The following is a 20665-nucleotide window of genomic DNA, read 5'->3' on the forward strand; positions in this document are numbered from 1 at the left end:
AAGGACACTGCAAAAATCAGATAGTTCCGGTTTCTTTTCGTGCTGCGGTCAGGAGGTTGGAAACCAGCCCCCTGACCGCAGTTCTTGTTATAACCAGGTGTTGTAGCGGCGCATAAAGGCTCCCTTTACCAGCGTGGCGAGGGTCAGATAACCCGCAAGCACTGCCGCCAGCCAGGGGAAGTAGCTGGCGGGCAGCGCGCCCATATCCAGCCCCTGCCCCAGAGTGGTAAAGGGAATGGCTGTGCCCACAGCAACGCCAAGGCCCGTGAACAGGGTCACCTGCCATGCGGCGCGGCTGTGCAGCAGGGGGATGCCCGGGGTGCGCAGCATGTGAATGACCATGGTCTGCGTCCACAGCGATTCCACAAACCAGCCCGCCTGAAACAGGGCGGCAAAGCTCGCCTGATCGGTACTGCTCATGGCTTGCCAGCCGCCTGCGGGCATGGGCACCACGGCAGGGCAGATCACCCAGAACAGCAGGGCGTAGGTTGTGAGGTCAAAGACCGAGCTGGTAGGCCCGAGCCAGAACATAAACCTGCGGATGCTGTCCGTGTCCCAGTTGCGGGGCTTGCGCAAAAAGTCCTCGTCCACATTGTCCCAGGGCATGGCCGTGCAGGAGACATCGTAGAGCAGGTTGAGCACCAGAATCTGTAGGGGCGTCATGGGCAAGAACGGCAGAAACACGCTGGCCGCCAGCACGGAAAACATGTTGCCGAAGTTTGAACTTACCGTAATCTTGATGTATTTGATTATATTCGCATAGGTGCGGCGGCCTTCCATCACGCCGGCCTCAAGCACGGTGAGGTCTTTTTCCAGCAGGATGACGCCCGCGGATTCCCGCGCCACATCCACGGCGGAATCTACGGAAATACCCACATCGGCGTTCTTCATGGCCGGGGCATCGTTGATGCCGTCGCCCATAAAGCCCACCACATGGCCGTTGCCGCGCAGGCAGGTCACAATGCGGGCCTTTTGGCGCGGGCTGAGCTTTGCGAAAATGTCGGCTTCCTCAACGGCAGTTTTCAGGGCCGCGTCGTCCATACCCTCTATTTCTGCGCCCAGCAGAATGTTTTTTCCCTGCAGCCCCACCTGGCGGCACACGCTACGGGTAACGGCATCGTTGTCGCCTGTCAGCACCTTTACGCGTACGCCGTGTTCGTTGAGCGCGGCCAGCGCCTTTGATGCGGAATCCTTGGGCGGATCAAGAAAGGCCAGATAGCCCAGCAACACCATATCTTTTTCGTCCGCCACAGAGAAAACGCCGCCCGGCGCGGACATGGTTTTGTGCGCCACGCCCACCACGCGCATGCCGTCGTTGTTGTAACGGCGCACTCGCTCCAGTATTTCCGCCTGGAGTTCAGGCGTGAGCGGTTCGACCTGCCCGTGGTATTCGGCATAGGCGCATACGGTGAGCATTTCTTCCAGCGCGCCCTTGGTGATGATCTGGGTTTTGTCCGTGGTGTCGGCCACCACAACGCTCATACGGCGGCGGCTGAAATCAAAGGGCATTTCGTCCACAAGGCTGTACTCTTTGCGCAGGGGCTGCATGCTCAGTTCATCGGCGTGGTTGACAATGGCGGCGTCGAGCAGGTTTTTGAGGCCGGTCTGGAACCAGCTGTTCAAAAAGGCGTGGCGCAGCACTCGGGCGTCTTCCGCGCCGTGAATGTCGAGCGAATACTCAAGCACAATCCTGTCTTGCGTAAGGGTGCCCGTCTTGTCGGTACACAGCACGTCCATGGCCCCAAGGTTCTGGATGGCGTTGAGGCGGCGGGCAATAACCTTTTTGCGGGCCATAAACACGGCTCCGCGCACCAGATTGGCGGATACCACGGTGGGCAGCATTTCGGGCGTAAGGCCCACAGCAACGGAAAGGGCAAACAATGCGGCTTCCACCCAGTCGCCCTTGGTGAAGCCGTTGATAAAAAGCACCACCGGGGCCATGCAGAACATGAACCGCAAAAGCAGCCAGGAAACGGAGTTCACGCCTTTGTCAAAGCTGGTGGGCGTGGTGGTTGCAGCAATCTGGCGCGCCAGAGAGCCGAAAAGCGACGCTCCGCCAACAGCCAGCACAAGGCCGTAGGCCGCGCCGCTGACAACGTTGCTGCCCATGAAGGCCAGATTGTCGCAATCAAGGGGCGAGGCGGCGGCAGTGTCGGCGGGCAGGGCATGGGGGAACTTTTCCACCGGTTCGCTCTCGCCAGTGAGGGAAGACTGACTGACAAAAAGATCCTTTGCCCGCAAAATCCGCATGTCGGCGGGGATCATGTCGCCTGCGGCCAGGCGCACCACATCGCCCACCACCAGCGAATTTATGGGCAATTCCTTGCCTTCGCCCTCGCGCACCACTTCAATGGTGGTTTTGACCAGCGATTCAAGACGGGCCACGGCATTGCCGGAGCGGGCCTCCTGCACGAAATGGAGCACGCCGCTGATGCAGACCATGACCATCACGATAATAACGGCGGTGAGGTCTTTTTCTCCGGCGGCTACAAGCAGATAGTCGGTAAAGAAAGAAATGCAGGCCAGCAGCAGGAGCACAACGCTGAAGGGATTGATAAACGAGGTGAACAGGCGTTTGGGCAGGCTGTCCCTGCCCTTGGCGGCAAGGATATTGGCACCGTACTGATGGCGCATCTCATGCACCTGATGGCGGGAAAGGCCATCGGGCGAGGAGTTGAACGTCTGCAATGCTTCGTCCGGCTCAACACGCGCGGCATCAAGCAGGCGGGTTGTAGCCTGACGGACCAGTTCAGTACTGACGGTATGTGCGGCGGGGCCTTTTTTGCGGCCAAAAAAACGGGCAAACGGCACAACAAGGCCGTGCGGCAGAAAAGAGCGCAGAACCATAAAATCCTCCTGGGAGCACGCGCAACGCGTTACCCGCAGGAAGATTTTCAGCTACGGGAACGGAATGGCGTGGAAAGAGTGGTGCGACGTAAACTGTCAGGTTCCGAAGGGGAACTGTGGCAACTGTCGGACGGCATGTAGGAAGCTCCTTCCATAGGGTTGAGGGTGACCGCCTGCCAGGGGGCAGACACATAAAAAGAGTATGGCCGCAACGGGCCATCTGCGCGGAACCTATTCGCTCCGGGCATTATTGTCAAAGGGGGAAAACGGAAGCCTATTCCGCCGTGTCGGCGCTAAATCCATGTTTTCTGCGGTTGGGCTCGGCGGAATGTGTCATTTCGTCAAGAAAGTCATGCAAAAAACATATGGCGTCTACTGAAACGGATTCGCACAGATGTGGCGGATCATTGGGGTGGATGCCGCCGGGCCGCAAAGCCTTGCAGGAGAGGCTGCCGAAGCGTTCAGTGAACAGGGCGGCAAACTGCGCGCACAGATCAACGATTTCGGATTCTTCCTTGCCCAGTTCTGCGCCGCGCAGGCCGATAAGCAGCAAGCCGCCCTCCACAAGACCGCACTGCCCGCCTGTGCCGCCAGCGCCGTGGCAACCTACGGTGGCAGTGTAAATCTGCGGGTGCAGCGGTTCCTGGAGTGTGTTTTCCAGACAACGCAGGGTCGTGCGGGCGCAATTGAGATCTCTGTCCCAATAATAGTGGCGCACCAGGGCGGCCACTCTGTCATGCGTACTCATGGTTTTCCTCTCAGGTGCAGCAGTTTTTCCCATCTGGGAAGATCGACGTTCAGGTCAAGATATTCAGGTGGAAGGTGCAGAGGCGCTGCAGTTTGCAGCGCGCTGGCCACATCGTCCACGCTGCCGGTGCGCGGCAGGCTGGCTACATCTTGCAGGGGGCAGAGGTCAAAGTCGTCTGTGGGCAGCATGGCCACGACGGGCAGCCCCTTGATGGCGGCTTCAAGCGCCACGGTGGTGGAGTTGGAGGCCCAGACCACCACGCCGGGGGCAAGCTGGTCGGCAATGGGGCCATCCACAACCTGCACGTCCTGCGCACGGCGGCCCAGCAAGGCGTTGAGCCTTTCCTGAACGGGCAGGTAGGGGTGCGGCTTTACGCGGATTTCCCAGCCGTCAAGCAGGCCTGCATGCAGCGAACGGGCAAGCAGGGCCAGATGGGCCTCGGTTTCGTCAGCAAAAAAGCTGGTTACAGCCAGCAGACGCCGGGGAGCAGGCGTGGAATCATGGCCCGCAGCAACGCTGGCCTTTTGCGCGTCTTTGTCGGCCAGATAGAGGTAACGCAGAGCTTCCACTTCGCCCAGCCGCTCGGCGGGCACGCCTGCCTCGCGCCACTGCGAGCACGCGGATTGCCCGTTGCCCCGCACCATGTCGGGCTGGAAAGCGGCCAGTTCTCCCGTAAAGGTGCGCGGGTCGTCAAAATAACGAAAGTCTGTGGGCCGGATGGTGGAATGCTGCGCGCCGATGACGGGGCCGTTGTCCGCCTCGTGCATGGTCTGCGTGAGCATGCGTTCCCACGGGCAGTTTTCCAGCGGGAAGAGCGTCCAGCGCTGCGGGCCTGCCATGGCGGCATACCGCTTGAATGCCCGGTGTTGCAGGCAGCGTTCAAGGCAGCGCCAGCCCCGGAACGATTCCGCCCAGTAGGGGCCGAGGTAGGCCCAGAAATCAATCTGCGAGCCTGTAAAATGAAAGGCCGCGCGGGCTTCTTTTTCCAGCCGCAGGCTGGCAAGGCACAGGCGCGCGTAGCGGAACAGGGCGGCTATGAGGTCGCCTGTGGTCAGAAATTCTTCAAGATAATGGAAGCTCGCGCCGTCTCTGCCTTCACGGCGAAAGCGGTCGCGCAGGGCAATACACTGGGCCAGACTGAGCTGGGGCGCAGGAAAGCGGATGAAAAGCCAGCGCACGAAGTGCCCGGCGGTCTGGGCATGCTCCCCGGCGTTCCCATGTTCTTGCGCCTCCGCATCGGCGGTGGCGTTCAGCGCATCGTGCAGGCTTTCCCAGTAGCGGGAACGATAGCGGCCATTTTCCACAGCCTTCATGTCCACATTGGGAAAGTAGGTGGCGATGGTGGCAGCCTGCCCCTGAGCGGGCGGCAGCGGGTTTTTGGCTGAAACTGGCGGCAGGTGGCGGCGCACAGTCCACCACCAGTGGACGTAGCGGGCCAGCGCGCGCAAGGGAGGAGGCGTTGCGTCATAAACCTTGCGCAGCAGGCTGCGGGCGGGCTCAAGCGGAACCGGAGCTTCGCTGCATCCTGCAAACAGCCTGTGGCCAGATTTGCACATGCGCGCAAGCGCGGCGCGCAGGTCTTCATCCCCGCCAAAAACGCGCAGGGAGGCAAATCCGCCCTCGTCCATGAGGCGCTCAAGGGTGCGCAGTTTGTAAACAGTGTAGAGGCCGGGCGTCATCTTGGGATGGCGTTCGTACAGCAGCGAACACCACCACATGGAGAGCTTTTCGCCGCAACGCAGATGCTGCTGCACCTCGCGGCCGCCAACGCGCATGCGTCCCAAATCGTGCGCCCAGGCCATATGTTCGGCGCGGATGGTCGTCAGTTCATCACGCAGGCGCGCAGACAGCGAAATTTCGCCACTGGGCGCTTCCCAGCCGTCCCAGTGCGCAACAAGTCGTTCGGGCAGGGCCTTACCTGACTCTGTTTCGGCCTTGCCGTTGGGGCTGTAGCCCGGGGCCGTGCACAGCGCGCGCGCCGCATCCGGCAGCATCGGGCCTATGACAAGAACAAGCTCTTTCATGCTGAACCCCTATCGCTCCTTAATCCTGGCGTCTTCTGCTTCGGGCGCGGCACTGGCCTCGTTGAGGGCTGCCCAGATGGCAAGGCCGTAGGGCGGCTGCAACACTCCTTTTTCGGTGATGATGCCGGTGATAAGCTCTGCAGGGGTTACGTCAAAGGCAAAATTGTACACGGGCACATCTGCGGGTGTCAGGCGCGTATCACCCACGTGGGTGACCTCGCGTTCCGGGCGCTGTTCAATGGGAATGCCGCTGCCGTCGGATGTTGTGGGGTCAATGGTGGAGAGCGGGGCAGCCACGTAGAAGGGAATATTGAAGTGCTTTGCCAGCAGGGCAACGCCATAGGTGCCGATCTTGTTGGCCGCGTCGCCGTTGGCGGCAATGCGGTCGGCCCCCACCACCACAGACTGCACGAGCCCCTTGCTCATGAGCAGCGCGCAGGCATTGTCGCAGGCAACAGTAACGGGGATATTGTCCTTGTGCAGTTCCCAGGCCGTGAGGCGCGCGCCCTGGAGGAAGGGCCGTGTTTCATCGGCAATAACCTTGATGCGTTTGCCCTGCTCCACAGCACCTCGAATAACCCCAAGCGCCGTGCCATAGCCCGCAGTGGCCAGGGCGCCAGCATTGCAGTGGGTGAGCACGGTGTCGCCGTCTTTCAGGCAATCCGCGCCAAAACGGCCCAGAGTCTTGCATGCTTCCACATCTTCGGCCTGCATTCTGGCGGCCTCGTCAAGAAAGGCCGCGAGCAGGGGGGCGCGGTCGCCGCGTCCGCTGTTCATGCCCTTCCACCAGCATCTGCGCATGCGTTCAACGGCCCAGCGCAGGTTTACGGCGGTGGGTCGGGCATTGGCAATGCGGTCGAGCAGTTCTTCAAGCTGGGTGGCCCAGCCGGGGCCGCTGGTTTCGTTCAGCGCAAGGGCGCAGCCCCAGGCCGCAGTGACGCCAATGGCCGGAGCCCCGCGCACAACCATGGTTTGTAAAGCCGATACAATGTCGTCTGTATTGCGGCAGATCACTTCGGTTTCCTGCTCTGGCAGCAAGCGCTGGTCAAGCAGGTGCAGCGCAAGATTTTGCCTGTCAAAGCGAATATGATCTTCCATGGTTTGCCTCCGCAGGATTCGAGATATTTATCAAGGATACACAACTATGCGCTGAAGGCAAAGCGCAGTTGGCGGCATTTCGCCGTAAACCATATAAAAAACATGCCCCCTCAAGGGGTTCTGCGGCCCGCAATGCTTTACAAACAGGCGCGCGGCTGGCTATGCTGCGGCTTGACAAAATCGTTTCCGGCGCGATGTGAGCGCCCGGTAAACGCACGGGCTTCCTGTGGGGCTGCGCGGCAGGGTGGAGTCCATGCCTGCATGGTGCGGGCGTGACCTGTTGCGAGCGCATGGGACAGACTGCATGTCGATCAACTTAGGAGCTATCAGACATGGAAGAGTTTTCGCGGATTCGCCGCCTCCCCCCCTATGTTTTTGCGGTGGTGGGAGACCTCAAAATGCGGCTGCGTCGGCAGAATATCGACATCGTGGACTTCAGCATGGGCAATCCGGACATCGCAACGCCCGCACCCATCGTCGAAAAGCTTGTTGAGGCAGCACAGAAGCCGGTGAACCACCGCTACTCGCTTTCGCGCGGTATTCCGAACCTGCGCAAAGCCATCTGTGATCGCTATGCCCGCCACTACGGCGTGCAGCTCGACCCTGACAGCGAAGCCATCGTGACCCTGGGTTCCAAGGAAGGCCTGGCCCACCTTTCGCTGGCTATTCTTGAGCCCGGCGATGTGGTGCTCGCACCCGACCCGACCTACCCCATCCACAAGTACGCGCCCATCATTGCAGGCGCGGACGTGCGCAGCGTGCCCATCGGCCCTGGCCGCAACTTTTTTGAAGACCTTGAGGCCGCCATGCGTCAGGCCTGGCCCAAGCCCAAGGTGCTTTTCATCTGCTATCCGCACAACCCCACCACCGAAGTGACGGATCTGGAATTCTTCCAGAAGATTGTGGACTTCGCCAAGGAAAACCACATCTGGGTTGTGCATGATCTGGCTTACGCCGATCTGGTTTTTGACGGCTACAAGGCCCCCAGCTTTTTGCAGGCCAAGGGCGCCAAGGATGTGGGCGTGGAATTCTACTCCCTGTCCAAGAGCTATTCCATGCCCGGCTGGCGCGTGGGTTTTGCCGTGGGCAACAAGGATCTTATTCATGCCCTGGCGCGCATCAAGAGCTATCTGGATTACGGCATGTTCCAGCCCATCCAGATTGCCTCCACCGTGGCCCTCAACGGCCCCGAAGACTGCGTGCACCAGATCCGCGATGTATATCAGGAACGGCGCGACCGCCTCATCGAAGGCCTGAACCGCATCGGCTGGGAAACACCTTCGCCCAAGGCGACCATGTTTGTGTGGGCGCACATTCCCGAACCCTTCCGCAAGATGGGCTCCGTGGAATTCTCCAAGCTGCTGTTGCAGGAGGCCCACGTGGCTGTTTCGCCTGGCCTGGGCTTCGGCTCCTACGGCGACGAATACGTGCGTTTTGCCCTGATTGAAAACGATCAACGCACGCGGCAGGCTATTAGCAGTATGCGGCGGTTGTTGTCGGGCGTCTCCGACTAAACCTGTTTCGCACTCCGCGCCTTTTTGCTTCCGGCGGCGTCAGGCGGTCTTTTTATTCCGGTCGAGTACCATCAGAGTACACTCCCTGCATAAAAAGCCCGCATTCCTTGCCGGAAGGCAAAAATTCGCAGGATGGCAAAACAGGTTTTGAAAGTATCTTTTGCCCCCTGGACAGCGTCAACGGCCCGTTTCAGTCCAGGTCTGCACCAGCATGTACTATCCCTGGCCTGAAACGGGTCGTTTTCTTGCCAGGGAACAAAATTTCGCTTTCAAAAGCCGTTTTTTCGGACGGTAAGAAGCGAGGTCAGAATTACTGAAATCGGCGGGGTCGGGAGGTTTTCCGGCCCCGCCGCAGCAACCATAAGGCCGCACATGGCCAACAACCGCGCAGGCCCGCGGCGGACAGACCGGGGTTAGGCAGCAGATTCGGAGGCGACATGACAAAGAACAGCGATAAACCCCTGGTAGTGGGCCTTGCCGGATTCGGCACCGTGGGCGGCGGCCTTGTGCGTCTGCTTGACGAAAACGCCGATCTTATTCGCCGCCGTTGCGGGCGCGACATCGTGCTCAAAAAGGTGCTTGTGCGCAACGCCACCAAGGCCCGCAGCGCCCCGTTGCCAGCCGGAACCGAGCTAACCACCGATTACCGCGCGCTTACCGATGATCCTGAAATTGACGTGCTGGTGGAACTGATCGGCGGCATCGACAATGCCCGCACCATCATCGACCGCGCCCTTGATCAGGGCAAGCACATCGTCACCGCCAACAAGGCCCTGCTGGCCGAGGAAGGTCTGGCCCTGTTCCAGAAGGCTGACCGCAAAAAGCGCATCCTGCGCTACGAAGCCAGCGTGGCCGGGGCCATCCCCATTGTGGAAACGCTGAAGGAAAGCCTCACGGGCAACCGGATTGAATCGCTCATGGGCATTCTCAACGGCACCAGCAACTATATTTTGTCTGAAATGACCAGCAATGGCATGGATTTTGACGTTGCGCTCAAGCAGGCCCAGCAGCTGGGCTATGCCGAGGCCGATCCCACGCTGGACATTGACGGTCATGATGCCGCCCACAAGCTTATTCTGCTTATCCGTCTGGCCTACGGGGTGCACTATCCCTACACGGCCCTTTCGGTGCGCGGCATTCGCGGGCTTTCTGGCATGGATATCCGCCTTGCGCGCGAATTTGGCTACCGCATCAAGCTCATTGGTCAGGTGCGCGAGGTGCCCGGCGCCGAGGGTGCCGAGGCTGAAGGCAACATCCGGCTTGAGGCCGGGGTGTTCCCCGCCCTAGTGTACCACAAATTTTTGCTTGCCCGCGTGGGCGGCGTGTACAACGCCGTTCGGGTGGACGCCAACGCTTCCGGCCCGCTGTTTTTCCACGGGCGCGGCGCGGGCGATCTGCCCACAGCCGGGGCCGTGCTGGGCGATCTGCTGGCCGTTGCCCGCGATGAACGCCCCAACAACACCGGCTTTGTAGGCAAGGAACTGCCCAAGGCCTCCATAGTGCCGCCGGAAGAATGGCGCTCGTGCTACTACGTGCGCGTCATGGTGCAGGACACCCCCGGCGTGCTGCGTGATCTTTCGGGCTGCATGGCCGCCGAGGGCATCAGCATGGCTCAGGTCATCCAGAAGAGCGATGAAGGCAACGGCGTGCCGCTGGTCTTCATGACCCACGAAACCACGGCCCGCGCCATGAGCGACGCCCTCCAGCGCACCATGGACGCCGGCCTGCTCAAGGAACCCGCGGTGTACTTCCGCGTGTTGGGAGGAGCATGATAATTTTTGATGAACCATACGTCTCGCCAGAGCTGCTCGACTACGCGGCAGCCCGGCGGGAACCGGTGCTCGACAATGCTGTGGCGCGGGACTTGTCCCGCGCCCGCGCGCTTTCTGGCGCAGCGCCCCTGAACCTCATACCGGAAGCGGAATTTGCGGTCCAGGGCCGGAAGCCCTGCCCGGACTGCGCGCCCCCGCGCATCTATACCTGCTCGGAAAATTCCCTGGCCTGGGTTTGCGACCATGTGGACAATGCCGAGCTTGTCAGCGGCATTGAAAAGCTCAAGAACAAGGCCAGGACCCGCGAGTTGCTGCGCCCCCTCTACGATGATTATTTCTATCGCAGACTCAGCCTTGATGCCCTGCGCCACCTGCCTTTTGAAGAACTGCGCCTGCCCTGCGTGGTCAAGCCTTCTGTGGGCTTTTTCAGCCTGGGCGTGCGCATTGTGCGCACCCGCGAAGACTGGCAGGCCGCCCTTGCCGTCATTGAGCAGGAAGCAACGCACTGGCGCGAGCAGTATCCAGACAGCGTGGTGGACAGCGAAGACTGGCTCATAGAGGAATACATTGACGGCGATGAATACGCCGTGGATGTGTACTTTGACGCACAGGGGCAGGCCGTGATCTGCAACATCCTGCGGCACGAATTTGCTTCCGCTTCGGACGTGAGCGACCGCCTGTACTACACGGGCGCTTCTGTGGTACGCTCACACCTTGCGGAGTTCGAGGCATGGTTCAACAAGGTTAACTCCTTGCTGGGTCTGCGGAATTTTCCCACCCATGTGGAGCTGCGGCGTGATGCCCAGGGACGTATACGGCCCATAGAATTCAATGCCCTGCGTTTTGCGGGCTGGTGCTGCACGGACGTCACCCTGTTTTCCTGGGGCTTCCACACCTACGGCTGCTTTCTGGAAGGGCGGCGGCCCGATTGGGACAAGGCTCTGGCAGGGCGCGAAGGTAAGCTCTACACCCTCATTGTGCTGAACAAGCCGGAAAACTGCCCGCCCGTGCGCAACTTTGATTACGAGGCATTGAGCCGGGGCTTTGCCCGTGTGCTGCATGTGCGCAAAAGCGATTTCACGCGCTACGGGCTGTTTGGTTTTCTCTTTACCGAAACGCCGGAAAACCAGCGTGAAGAGCTGGACCGCATAGCCCGCTCCGACCTGCTGGAATTCACAAGTTGAGGCAGCCGTGGAAACTCTTGAAATAAGCACCCGCAGCCGTTGCGAGATGGTCGACGTCACGGCGGAGCTACGCTCGCTGGTGCGTCGCAAGGCCGCAGATGGCCGCTGGCAGAGCGGCGCTCTGGCTCTGTTTTGCCCGCACACCACTTGCGGCCTCACGGTCAACGAAGGCGCAGACCCTGACGTGCGGCGCGACATGCTGGCCTTTTTTAGCCGCCTTGCTCCGGAGCATGGCGATTACCGCCACGCTGAGGGCAACAGTGATGCCCACATAAAAACCACCCTGCATGGGCCATCCCTCCTGCTGATTGTGGAGAAGGGCGAACTGTGCCTTGGCACCTGGCAATCTGTTTACCTGTGCGAGGGCGACGGCCCCCGCCGACGCAACCTGTGGCTGCAATGGCTGAAGTCCGACGACTAGAGCATTTCGTGGCAAGGCTTTTTCAGGAAAATCCTTGCGGAGCAGTTAACGCATTCCATTCGTTAACAGCTCTAGAGCGGGCATTCAGCTGTTTGCGGCCTGCCTTTTCATGGCCTCAAAGGAGCACAATCCATGCCCCATGACGTAGATCTTATTCTTACGCTTGCCGGGGGGCTTTCCGCCGCTCTGGTTCTTGGTTTTATCACGCAGAAACTGCGCCTTTCCCCGCTTGTGGGCTATCTGCTCGCAGGCATCATCGTAGGCCCTCACTCCCCCGGCTTTGTGGCCGATGCGTCCACGGCGGCCCAGTGCGCTGAGATCGGCGTTATCCTGCTGATGTTTGGCGTGGGCCTGCATTTTCACCTCAAGGATCTGCTGGCCGTGGGGGCCATTGCCACTGGCGGCGCAGCGGCGCAGATATCGCTGGCAACGCTGGCAAGCATGGGGCTGTTGCATTTTTTCGGCTTTGATCTGCTGTCCGGCGCGGTCTACGGCATGGCTATTTCTGTTGCCAGCACCGTGGTGCTTACCCGTGTACTTGCCGATAACCATGACCTGCACAATACCACCGGGCATGTGGCCCTGGGCTGGCTGGTGGTGGAAGATATCTTTACCATCCTGCTGCTTGTGCTCCTGCCTTCGGTTCTTTCTCCGGGCGGCGAATTCTGGAGCGCCCTGGGCATGACCCTGCTCAAACTGGCGGCGCTCTCCGTGTTTACGCTTGTGGCCGGGCAAAAGCTTATCCCGTTGTTTCTGGGCTATGTTGCCCGCACGGGAACCCGCGATCTGTTTACCCTTGCGGTGCTGGCTCTGGCCCTTGGCATTGCCGTGGCGGCGGCGGAGTTTTTTGGAGCGTCCATGGCGCTTGGCGCTTTTTTGGCTGGCATGGTTGTAGGGCAGTCCGAGTTCAGCGCCCGTGCCGCCGCCGAAGCCCTGCCCCTGCGCGATGCCTTTGCCGTGCTGTTTTTTGTGTCTGTGGGCATGCTCTTTGATCCCGCCTCGCTGGCGCAGGACTGGCCCCTCATGCTGGCGACTCTTTTTGTCATCATGATTGTGAAGCCCCTTGGGGCGCTGCTGATGACAAGTTTGTTCCGCAAGCCTCTCAAGCTGGGGCTGCCCGTGGCCGCCTCCCTGTCGCAGGTGGGTGAATTTACTTTTATTCTTGCGGGTCTTGGCATCAGCCTTGGGGTTTTTGACCAGAGGGTGAACAATGCGCTCATTCCTGCGGCCATCATTTCCATCACGTTCAACCCCATGCTGTACCGCAAGGCCAAGGATCTGGGGCTGTGGTGGGAGAAGCGCAAGCGCGGCAACGTTGCCGAACCTTCGGCCTGCCTGATCGTGCCGGACGAAGGCACCCGAGGGCGGGTGGTTGTGGTGGGCTACGGCCCCGTTGGCCGCAGTTGCTGCCGCATTTTGCAGGACAGCCGCATGCTGCCCGTGGTTGTGGAAATGAATATCGACACTGTGCGGCTTTTGCGCAGCGAAGGGGTACCCGTGGTGCACGGCGATGCCATGCAGGCCGAAGTGCTGCGCGAAGCTGGCCTGGAAAAGGCCGAGGCGCTGCTGCTGACAACCCCCAGCATCCCTGCTGGCGAAGTGACGCCCATAGCGCGCGCGGTCAATCCGCATGCGCGCATTCTGGCGCACACAGCTTTTGTGAGCGAGGCCCGCTCACTGCGCGAGAAAGGCGTGGATGCTGTGTTCAGCGGCGAGCGTGAAGTTGCGCTGGCCATGGCGGAGTACTTGCTGCGTTCGGCGGGTGCGCCGGAAGCGTATGTGCAGACGGAACTGGAACGTGTGCGCGAGAAGCTCGACTAGTCGCGGTTCGCACAAGGCTCTTTTGTTCTCTGGCTGCGTCAGAACGTTTTTTAGCTTCAGTCGAGTACCTTTTTTGTACACTCCTTGCGCAAAAAAACGTTCTTCCTTGCCGGAGAGCAAAATTTCTCTTGTGTGAACCGCGACTGCCGTTACTGTTGGTTGCTGTCCTGAAACGGGCCTTTTCCTTGCCAGAGGACAAAATCCATCTTTTTAAACGTAAATCTTTGATCGAGAAAAAATTACGCAGAAATTGTAGTGTATTAACGTGAATCGCAAAGAAAAATCACAAGACTTCAATCATCTTCACCACCTTACACCGCAGTGAAACCAGCGCCCGGAATGTTGTCATGATTATCCATATCGACATGGATGCCTTTTTTGCATCGGTAGAGCAGATGGACGACCCGTCCTTGCGCGGCAAGCCCGTCATTGTGGGCGGCGAGCAGAGGGGCGTGGTTTCCACCTGTTCTTACGAGGCGCGCGTTTTTGGGGTGCATTCCGCCATGCCCATGGCAACGGCCCGCAGGCTCTGCCCGCAGGGCATTGTGGTGCGTGGCCGCCACTCGCGCTATGCCGAGCTTTCGCGGGCGGTCATGGCGGCCCTTGGCGAGTTTTCGCCCCTTGTGGAGCAGGCCAGCGTGGATGAGGCCTATGTGGATGCCACAGGCCTTGAACGTCTGTTCGGCTCGCTGGAAGAACTGCTTCAGCGCATCAAGGAGCGTGTGCGCGAGGCTACGGGCGGGCTCACCTGCTCCGCCGGGGCAGCGCCGGTGAAATTTCTTGCCAAAATATGTTCAGACATCAACAAGCCCGATGGCATGTTCATACTGCGGCCCGAAGAAGTGGATGATTTTCTGGCGACTTTGCCCGTGGGCAAGATTCCCGGCGTGGGCAAGCGCATGGTTGAGAGTCTGCAAGGTCTGGGTGTGAGAACTGTGGGGCAGTTGCGCCGCTACAGTCTGGACTTCATGCTGCGCAAATACGGCAAGTGGGGCGGCGTGTTGTACGAGCGCGTGCACGGGCGCGACCCGCGCGGCATAGAAACCGAGCGCGCCGCAAAAAGCGAAAGTGCGGAATGCACCTTTACCGAGGACACGCGCGACCGGGATTTTTTGCAGCGCATGCTGCTGGCCCATGCAGAGCGCGTGGGGGCCTCGTTGCGGCGGCATGGTTACCGGGGCCGCACGGTGACGCTCAAGGTCAAATATACGGATTTCCGGCAGGTTACCCGTTCGCGCACCCTGCCGGAGGGCATAAACGCCACGGAAACCATTTTTGAGGTGGGCTGCGCCCTGCTGCGCGAGCTGCCCCTGCCGCAGCCTGTACGGCTTATAGGCCTTGGGGTTTCAGGTTTTGACGCACCTGTGGCGCAATTGGTCTTGCCGGGCGCGGTCAAGCCAGCAACTCAGGGGCTGGACCCGCAGGTCGAGGCCAGAAGGCAAAAACTCGATGCCGCGCTGGACGATCTGCGCGGCCGCTTTGGCAACAAGGCGGTGCAGCGCGGGCGGCTGTTTACGCCTGCGGAAAAAAAGGCAGATGCCGCGCTTACCCCGGATAGCGCCGGGGATGCAGGCACGACGGATACAAAAGAATCTGACAGTGAAGAATAGGCGGCTTTATGCGTTTGCCTGACCCTGCCGCGTAAACAGAGCCATATATTCCTGATTGCCCTTGGGACCCTTGATGGCGGCGGGCAGCACTCCCTGACAGGCAAGAGCCAAATTGGCCTGGGTGAAGAGCAGGATTTTATCCACCGCGCGCTGGCGTGCGGCCTCATCGCGCACCACGCCCTTGACGGTTTCGCCGGGGCCAAGCTCAAACTGGGGTTTGATAAGCGTGGCGAGCATGCCGCCGGGTTTGAGCCAGGGCATGCATGAGGGCAGCACGAGGGTGAGCGAAATAAAGGAAACGTCCGCGACCACCAGATCAACCATCTCGGGGATAAGGCTCTGCTCCGCATGGCGCAGGTTGAAGCCTTCAAGGTTTATCACCCTTTCGTCGGCGCGCAGACGTTCGTGCAACTGATTTTTGCCCACATCCACGGCATAGACGCGTTTGGCCCCCCTTTGCAGCAGGCAGTCCGTAAAACCGCCGGTGGAAGCACCCGCGTCCAGGCACACAAAGTCGCTCACATCCAGCTTGAAATATTCAAGGATGGTCAAAAGCTTGTAAGCGCCACGGCTCACGTAGCGTTCCGGCTCCAGCAGGGCAAAGACCGTGTCGGCGGCAAAAGGATGCCCCGGCTTGGGCACAACCTGCGGCGGCGCACCGGGGACCGTCTGTTCAAGAATGATCTTGCCCGCCATGATAAGGCGGCGGGCCTGTTCGCGGCTTTCCGCAAGGCCCTGCTCAAATACAAGCTGGTCGGCGCGTTGTCTGGGTGTTTTTGGCATGGGGGTCTTATAGCTGCTTGCCGCGCCAACCACAAGACTGCCCCGCGATTGCTGCGCACCGGGCACGGCAAAGGGGGTGCAACTGGCCCCCGATGAGGTGGCGGAAAGTCAATTTATACTTAACCCCGCCCGGCGCACTTGCCAAAGCCGTAAAAGAGGGCTATATAGCTTGCCCTTGTGCGGTACTGCGCCGCGCCAAGGGTAAAACGCGCGGGCGTCCGAATTGCTGAAAAATCTGGATTATGCCGCGTTCACGAGGTAGCTGCCATGAAAAATGATATCCATCCCAAAGTGTTCAACGCCACCATCACCTGCGCCTGCGGCAATGAAGAGCACGTGCTCTCCACCAAGGGCGAACAGGTTAGCGTGGAAGTTTGCTCCGCTTGCCATCCTTTCTTCACCGGCAAGCAGCGTTTTCTTGATACCGCGGGTCGTATTGACCGCTTCCGCAAGAAGTACGCCAAGTTTGATCAGTAGTAAGCTTGGGTCGGGCCTTTACCGGGACTCCAGCACTGGCATGACGCCCGAAAGTTCGCGGCGGGCAGGCTCGCAGCAAATCGCCCCGCGTGCAAAGCGCGCGAGCGGTGTGTTGCGGCTTGCCCTCGCTCTTTTGAACGCGGAATGCGCTCCGGTGGGCGGGCAGGCCGTCATGGAAGGCGTGATGATGCGTCACGGTGATGTCTACGGGCTGGCGGTTCGTCAGGCCGATGGCGTCATTCGTGCCATGCGCTGCCCTTGGTTTTCGCTCACCCGCAGCCCCTGGCTCAAAAAGCCCTTTGTGCGGGGCTTTCCTGTGCTGCTGGAAACTCTGGTCAACGGCATCAAGGCGCTCAACCGCTCGGTTGAAGCTGTGGCCCAGAGCGAGCAGGAGGAAATCTCCGGCTGGCATCTGGTGCTTACGCTGATTCTGGCCCTGCTGATGGCAGTGGGTCTTTTTGTGGTTGTGCCGCACCTGCTCTCGCTGGTGATGCTCTGGGCGCACCTTGGCGGCGATGTGGAAGGGCTTTCGTTCCACCTCTGGGACGGTTTTTTCAAGTGCTGCATCTTCATGGGGTATATCAAGGCAATTTCGTATGTGCCTGATATCCGTCGTGTTTTTCAGTATCATGGGGCAGAACACAAAACCATCCACGCCTATGAGGCGGGGGGGGATGTGGACGCTGCCGCCGCCATGGGCAAAAGCCGCCTGCATCCGCGTTGCGGAACCACGTTTTTGCTGTTTGTCATCAGCATTTCCATATTGCTGCATGCGGTACTGGTTCCCCTGATGCTGAGCATTTACACGCCGCAGGGCGAGGTTGCCAAACACATCCTCACCATTGGCGTCAAGCTTCTGCTGATGGTGCCCATCAGCGCGCTGGCCTATGAGCTTATACGTTACGCTGCCAAACTGCCCGAAGGGCTTCTGGCAACGGTGCTGCGCGCGCCGGGGCTGGCCCTCCAGCGGCTCACCACCTATGAGCCTGACGAAAGCCAGCTTGAGGTGGCCGTGGTGGCCCTGCGTGAAGCCCTTGGCCCGGATGATGGCGCGAGGGTGCACACCGTAGGCTACACCACGGAATAGCGCTTATTGCCGTCTTTTTCTGCCGCTTTTGCGGCAGATGCTGTACATGGGCTTGTTGCCTGGCATGCTGCTTGCGGCATGGCTGCGCGCCCGTTTTTCGTTTTTCCGCCCACAGCGTGTTGGAGACACCTATGTTCGCCAAATTGGAAGGTCTGGAAAAGAAATTCATGGAGCTGGAGCATTCCCTGGCTGAGCCGGACGTGTTCAACGATCAGGAACACTACCGCAAGCTCACCAAGGCCCATGCCGATCTGCGCGACATTGTTGAAAGATACCGCCGCCACAGGGCGCTGTTGCAGGAACAGGCCGAAAACAAGCAGCTGCTGCGCGATGAAGACCCCGAAATGCGCGAGCTTGCCCAGGAAGACCTGCGCCGCATTGAAAAGGAACTGCCCGAGGTGGAGCAGGAGCTCAAGCTCATGCTGCTGCCCAAGGATCCGCTGGACGAAAAGAACACCATTCTTGAAATCCGCGCCGGTACGGGCGGCGAAGAAGCGGCCCTGTTTGCCGCCGACCTGTTCCGCATGTACTCGCGCTACGCCGAAGTTAAGGGCTGGAAGGTGGAACTCATGAGCGAATCGCCCTCCGAATCGGGCGGCCTCAAGGAAGTTATCTGCCTTATCAGCGGCAACAAGGTTTACAGCCGCCTCAAGTTTGAGGCGGGCACCCACCGCGTGCAGCGCGTGCCCGCCACAGAAGCCCAGGGCCGCATCCACACCTCTGCCGCCACCGTGGCTGTTATGCCCGAAGCGGAAGAAGTGGACGTGGAAATCCGCCCCGAAGACCTGCGCATCGATATTTACCGGGCTTCCGGCGCTGGCGGGCAGCACGTCAACAAGACGGAATCGGCTGTGCGCATCACGCACTTGCCCACCAATACCGTTGTGACCTGTCAGGACGAACGCTCGCAGCACAAAAACAAGGCCCGCGCCATGAAAGTGCTTGCCTCACGCATTCTGGCCGCCGAGCGTGAACGCTATAATTCGGAAATTTCCGCCGACCGCAAGTCGCAGGTGGGTTCTGGCGACCGTTCCGAGCGCATCCGCACTTACAATTTCCCGCAGGGGCGTTGCACGGATCACCGCATCAACCTGACCCTGTATTCTCTGGATCACATCATGGAAGGCGAAATTGATCCGCTGATTGAAGCTCTGAGCACGGTGGCGCAGGCCGATGCGCTCAAGGCCGCGGCCACGGATTAATCGCCACCTGCATTAAATATGGATACTAAAAACGCCCGCAAATTTTGCGGGCGTTTTTTGCGTCTGCATGACCGGCATCCATGCGACAAAATGCACTTATACTGACTGATCGGGCAGCCGCAGCATGCCCTCGCGGATGATAAAGGCGATCACGGCCTCAATGCCGGCACCGGAAAGCATTTCTGTGAGCACATAGGGGCGTTCGCCGCGCATGCGGCGGGTGTCGCGTTCCATCACGTCCAGCGAGGCATGCACCATGGGCGCGAGGTCAACCTTGTTGATGATGAGCAGGTCGGACTTGGTGATGCCGGGGCCGCCCTTGCGCGGAATTTTGTCCCCTCCGCTCACGTCTATGACATAGATGGTGAGGTCGGCCAGTTCCGGGCTGAACGTGGCAGAGAGATTGTCGCCGCCGCTTTCCACCAGCACCAGCTCAAGGCCGGAATGGCGCGCCTGAAGCTCTTCAATGGCCTGAATGTTCATGGAAGCGTCTTCGCGGATGGCAGTGTGCGGGCAGCCGCCCGTTTCAACGCCGATGATGCGGTCAGCCTCAAGGGCGTTATGGCGCAGCAGAAATTCCGCATCTTCGCGGGTATAAATGTCGTTGGTGACGACAGCCATATTGTAGTGCTTGCGAAGGCGCATGCACAGGTGGCGCAAGAGGGCCGTTTTGCCGGAACCCACAGGGCCGCCAACGCCCACTCGCAGGCAGGGTCTATTGGTCATGACGTTCAACTCCTGAAAAGTCGGGTGTATTGTCGTTCATGTCCGGCGCTGCACAGGGCAAGGCCGGGGAGGCTGGAGCCGATGTCCTCATCGGGCAGGGTCGCTGCCTGAGCCACCAGTTGCGGCACGGCAGGCATGAACTCCAGCAACAGTTTTTGCGCGGCGGTCTGGCCCAAAGGCACTGTTTTGCAGGCCACGGCCACCTGATTTTGCAGCCAGCTCCACACATAGGCGCAGGCCGCGTCCATCCCGGCGCGCTGCTGCGCGGCAGGATCGCAATAAGGCTCCATGCTACGGGCGTGCTGGTCGAGCATGACGGCGGCAACCGCAAAACAGGCCGTGTACCCCGCGTTGTCTGGCAGCTGCCAGTGCGGCAGCATGCCCTGATCGTGCAAAATACGGCGCAGGGCGCGCCCCATCTGGATTTCTTCCTGCCACAGTTCGCGGCTTTCGCGGCCTGCAAGCATAAGGGCGTTCCAGCGGGCCAGCGCAACGGCATCTGCACTGGATGCCGCCGCGTGCATGCGCAGCAGCAGCGGCAGGTCGTTGCGCGCAAGGCCGAGGCGCAGCACGCCCCAAAGCCAGCGACGCACGCCTTCCGCAGTGGCCGCATGCCCCCGCTCCACGGCGGCTGCAAGCCCCTGCGACCATGCAAAACCGCCCACTGGCAGGGATTGCCCCGCCAGATAGAGCAAGGCTGTCAGGCCAAACTGCGGCCCATTCCATGTCGTGTGGCTACAGCCACGGCCAGCATACGGCCCGGGTTGCCCCGCGGCATCCTCCGCCTGCGCATGTGCTGCGCACTGTTGAACATGTTGAGCAAGGCAGGTTCCGCCAGCCAGCGCCCTTGCGGGGGGCGGCAGCTCGGATGCCAAGTCAGTTGCCAGTCCGGCAGCCAATTCAGCCATGACTGTGACCGTGGCCGCCGTAGGCTCCGCCCTCGGGCACAAAGGGCAGATTTTCGCGGCGCAGGCGCAAGCCCAGATTTTCCGCCAGTTCTTCAAGCACGTGGTCGGGCATGAAGCGCAGCCACTTGTGCCCGAGTTGCATGGCGGCGTGGCGGTTGCCAAGGTGATAGCAGGCGCGGGCCAGAGTTTCCCAGTTGGGGGCAATGCCCGTCACCACAGGTTCCTCGCCGTTGCGCACAATTGCCAGCACGTCCCCGGCGCGCAGAATATCGCCCTCGCGCAGAACCTGCCCTCGCGTGAGAAACAGGCCAGCTTCTTCGCCGCTGTCCAGCCGCAACCGCTGGCGGCATTTGCCGCGCTGCTCCCAGGTCAGGGTAAGGGTGGCCGTAGGCTCCAGATTGGTGCGCTGCCCCATGTTTTCAGTAAATTCCAGCATGGTCGCT

At 60.4% G+C, this 20665-nt stretch carries 17 protein-coding genes; 9 read left to right on the forward strand and 8 right to left on the reverse strand.

Annotated features, from left to right (window positions below):
* Window positions 1-87: 87 nt before the first annotated feature.
* The 4 genes from mgtA to mtnA all read right to left on the reverse strand — a co-directional run bounded on the left by mgtA (window position 88) and on the right by mtnA (window position 6717).
* Window positions 88-2847, reverse strand: coding sequence for a magnesium-translocating P-type ATPase (gene mgtA, locus ACUZ9P_RS14580; RefSeq protein ID WP_449250291.1), 2760 nt, complete (start codon window positions 2845-2847; stop codon window positions 88-90).
* Between the two features lie 274 nt (window positions 2848-3121).
* Window positions 3122-3595 (reverse strand): C-GCAxxG-C-C family (seleno)protein, encoded by a 474-nt coding sequence (locus tag ACUZ9P_RS14585; protein WP_449250292.1) that lies wholly within the window; start codon window positions 3593-3595, stop codon window positions 3122-3124.
* Window positions 3592-5619 (reverse strand): TIGR04326 family surface carbohydrate biosynthesis protein, encoded by a 2028-nt coding sequence (locus tag ACUZ9P_RS14590; RefSeq protein WP_449250293.1) that lies wholly within the window; start codon window positions 5617-5619, stop codon window positions 3592-3594. Before ACUZ9P_RS14590 ends, ACUZ9P_RS14585 begins: the two co-directional genes overlap by 4 nt.
* A 9-nt stretch (window positions 5620-5628) precedes the next feature.
* Window positions 5629-6717: an S-methyl-5-thioribose-1-phosphate isomerase gene (gene mtnA, locus ACUZ9P_RS14595; protein ID WP_449250294.1), complete on the reverse strand. Its 1089-nt coding sequence runs from the start codon at window positions 6715-6717 to the stop codon at window positions 5629-5631.
* A 332-nt stretch (window positions 6718-7049) separates the two neighbouring features.
* Here mtnA and ACUZ9P_RS14600 point away from each other — a divergent pair, with 332 nt between their 5' ends.
* The 6 genes from ACUZ9P_RS14600 to ACUZ9P_RS14625 all read left to right on the forward strand — a co-directional run bounded on the left by ACUZ9P_RS14600 (window position 7050) and on the right by ACUZ9P_RS14625 (window position 15039).
* A complete protein-coding gene (locus ACUZ9P_RS14600) occupies window positions 7050-8231 on the forward strand; it encodes an aminotransferase class I/II-fold pyridoxal phosphate-dependent enzyme (RefSeq protein WP_022659937.1) in 1182 nt (393 codons plus the stop codon).
* Window positions 8232-8668: 437 nt separating this feature from the next.
* Window positions 8669-10003, forward strand: a complete 1335-nt coding sequence (locus tag ACUZ9P_RS14605; RefSeq protein ID WP_449250295.1) for a homoserine dehydrogenase — start codon at window positions 8669-8671, stop codon at window positions 10001-10003.
* Window positions 10000-11187 carry an ATP-grasp domain-containing protein gene (locus ACUZ9P_RS14610; protein ID WP_449250296.1) on the forward strand — a complete coding sequence of 396 codons (1188 nt, stop codon included), beginning with the start codon at window positions 10000-10002 and terminating at the stop codon, window positions 11185-11187. Before ACUZ9P_RS14605 ends, ACUZ9P_RS14610 begins: the two co-directional genes overlap by 4 nt.
* Before the next feature lie 7 nt (window positions 11188-11194).
* Window positions 11195-11608, forward strand: coding sequence for a secondary thiamine-phosphate synthase enzyme YjbQ (locus ACUZ9P_RS14615; RefSeq protein WP_449250297.1), 414 nt, complete (start codon window positions 11195-11197; stop codon window positions 11606-11608).
* Window positions 11609-11740: 132 nt separating this feature from the next.
* Entirely contained in the window at window positions 11741-13429 is a 1689-nt protein-coding gene (locus ACUZ9P_RS14620) for a cation:proton antiporter (RefSeq protein ID WP_022659933.1), read from the forward strand.
* Between the two features lie 347 nt (window positions 13430-13776).
* Complete coding sequence (locus ACUZ9P_RS14625) at window positions 13777-15039, forward strand: DNA polymerase IV (protein ID WP_449250298.1); 1263 nt, start codon at window positions 13777-13779, stop codon at window positions 15037-15039.
* A gap of 6 nt (window positions 15040-15045) precedes the next feature.
* Here the strand turns inward: ACUZ9P_RS14625 and ACUZ9P_RS14630 are convergent, their stop codons facing one another.
* Window positions 15046-15822, reverse strand: a complete 777-nt coding sequence (locus tag ACUZ9P_RS14630) for a TlyA family RNA methyltransferase (RefSeq protein ID WP_449250299.1) — start codon at window positions 15820-15822, stop codon at window positions 15046-15048.
* 267 nt (window positions 15823-16089) lie between these two features.
* Between ACUZ9P_RS14630 and rpmE the strand changes: the two genes are divergently transcribed.
* The 3 genes from rpmE (at window position 16090) to prfA (ending at window position 18588) form a co-directional block, all read left to right on the forward strand.
* A complete protein-coding gene (gene rpmE / locus ACUZ9P_RS14635) occupies window positions 16090-16299 on the forward strand; it encodes a 50S ribosomal protein L31 (RefSeq protein ID WP_022659930.1) in 210 nt (69 codons plus the stop codon).
* A 172-nt stretch (window positions 16300-16471) separates the two neighbouring features.
* Window positions 16472-17386, forward strand: coding sequence for a DUF1385 domain-containing protein (locus ACUZ9P_RS14640; RefSeq protein ID WP_449250309.1), 915 nt, complete (start codon window positions 16472-16474; stop codon window positions 17384-17386).
* Between the two features lie 131 nt (window positions 17387-17517).
* The gene (prfA, locus tag ACUZ9P_RS14645; protein ID WP_449250300.1) at window positions 17518-18588 is read left to right on the forward strand and encodes a peptide chain release factor 1; all 1071 of its coding nucleotides are present in this window, start codon (window positions 17518-17520) and stop codon (window positions 18586-18588) included.
* A 96-nt stretch (window positions 18589-18684) separates the two neighbouring features.
* Here the strand turns inward: prfA and ureG are convergent, their stop codons facing one another.
* Genes ureG through ureE form a run of 3 tightly spaced genes read right to left on the reverse strand, consistent with a single transcriptional unit; the run spans window position 18685 to window position 20658 of the window.
* Window positions 18685-19314, reverse strand: coding sequence for an urease accessory protein UreG (gene ureG / locus ACUZ9P_RS14650; protein ID WP_291443529.1), 630 nt, complete (start codon window positions 19312-19314; stop codon window positions 18685-18687).
* 5 nt (window positions 19315-19319) lie between these two features.
* The gene (locus tag ACUZ9P_RS14655; protein WP_449250301.1) at window positions 19320-20222 is read right to left on the reverse strand and encodes an urease accessory protein UreF; all 903 of its coding nucleotides are present in this window, start codon (window positions 20220-20222) and stop codon (window positions 19320-19322) included.
* Window positions 20215-20658 (reverse strand): urease accessory protein UreE, encoded by a 444-nt coding sequence (gene ureE, locus ACUZ9P_RS14660; protein WP_298998324.1) that lies wholly within the window; start codon window positions 20656-20658, stop codon window positions 20215-20217. The genes ACUZ9P_RS14655 and ureE overlap by 8 nt, the downstream gene beginning before the upstream one ends.
* Window positions 20659-20665: the final 7 nt, after the last annotated feature.

It is taken from the genome of Desulfovibrio intestinivivus (assembly GCF_053570665.1).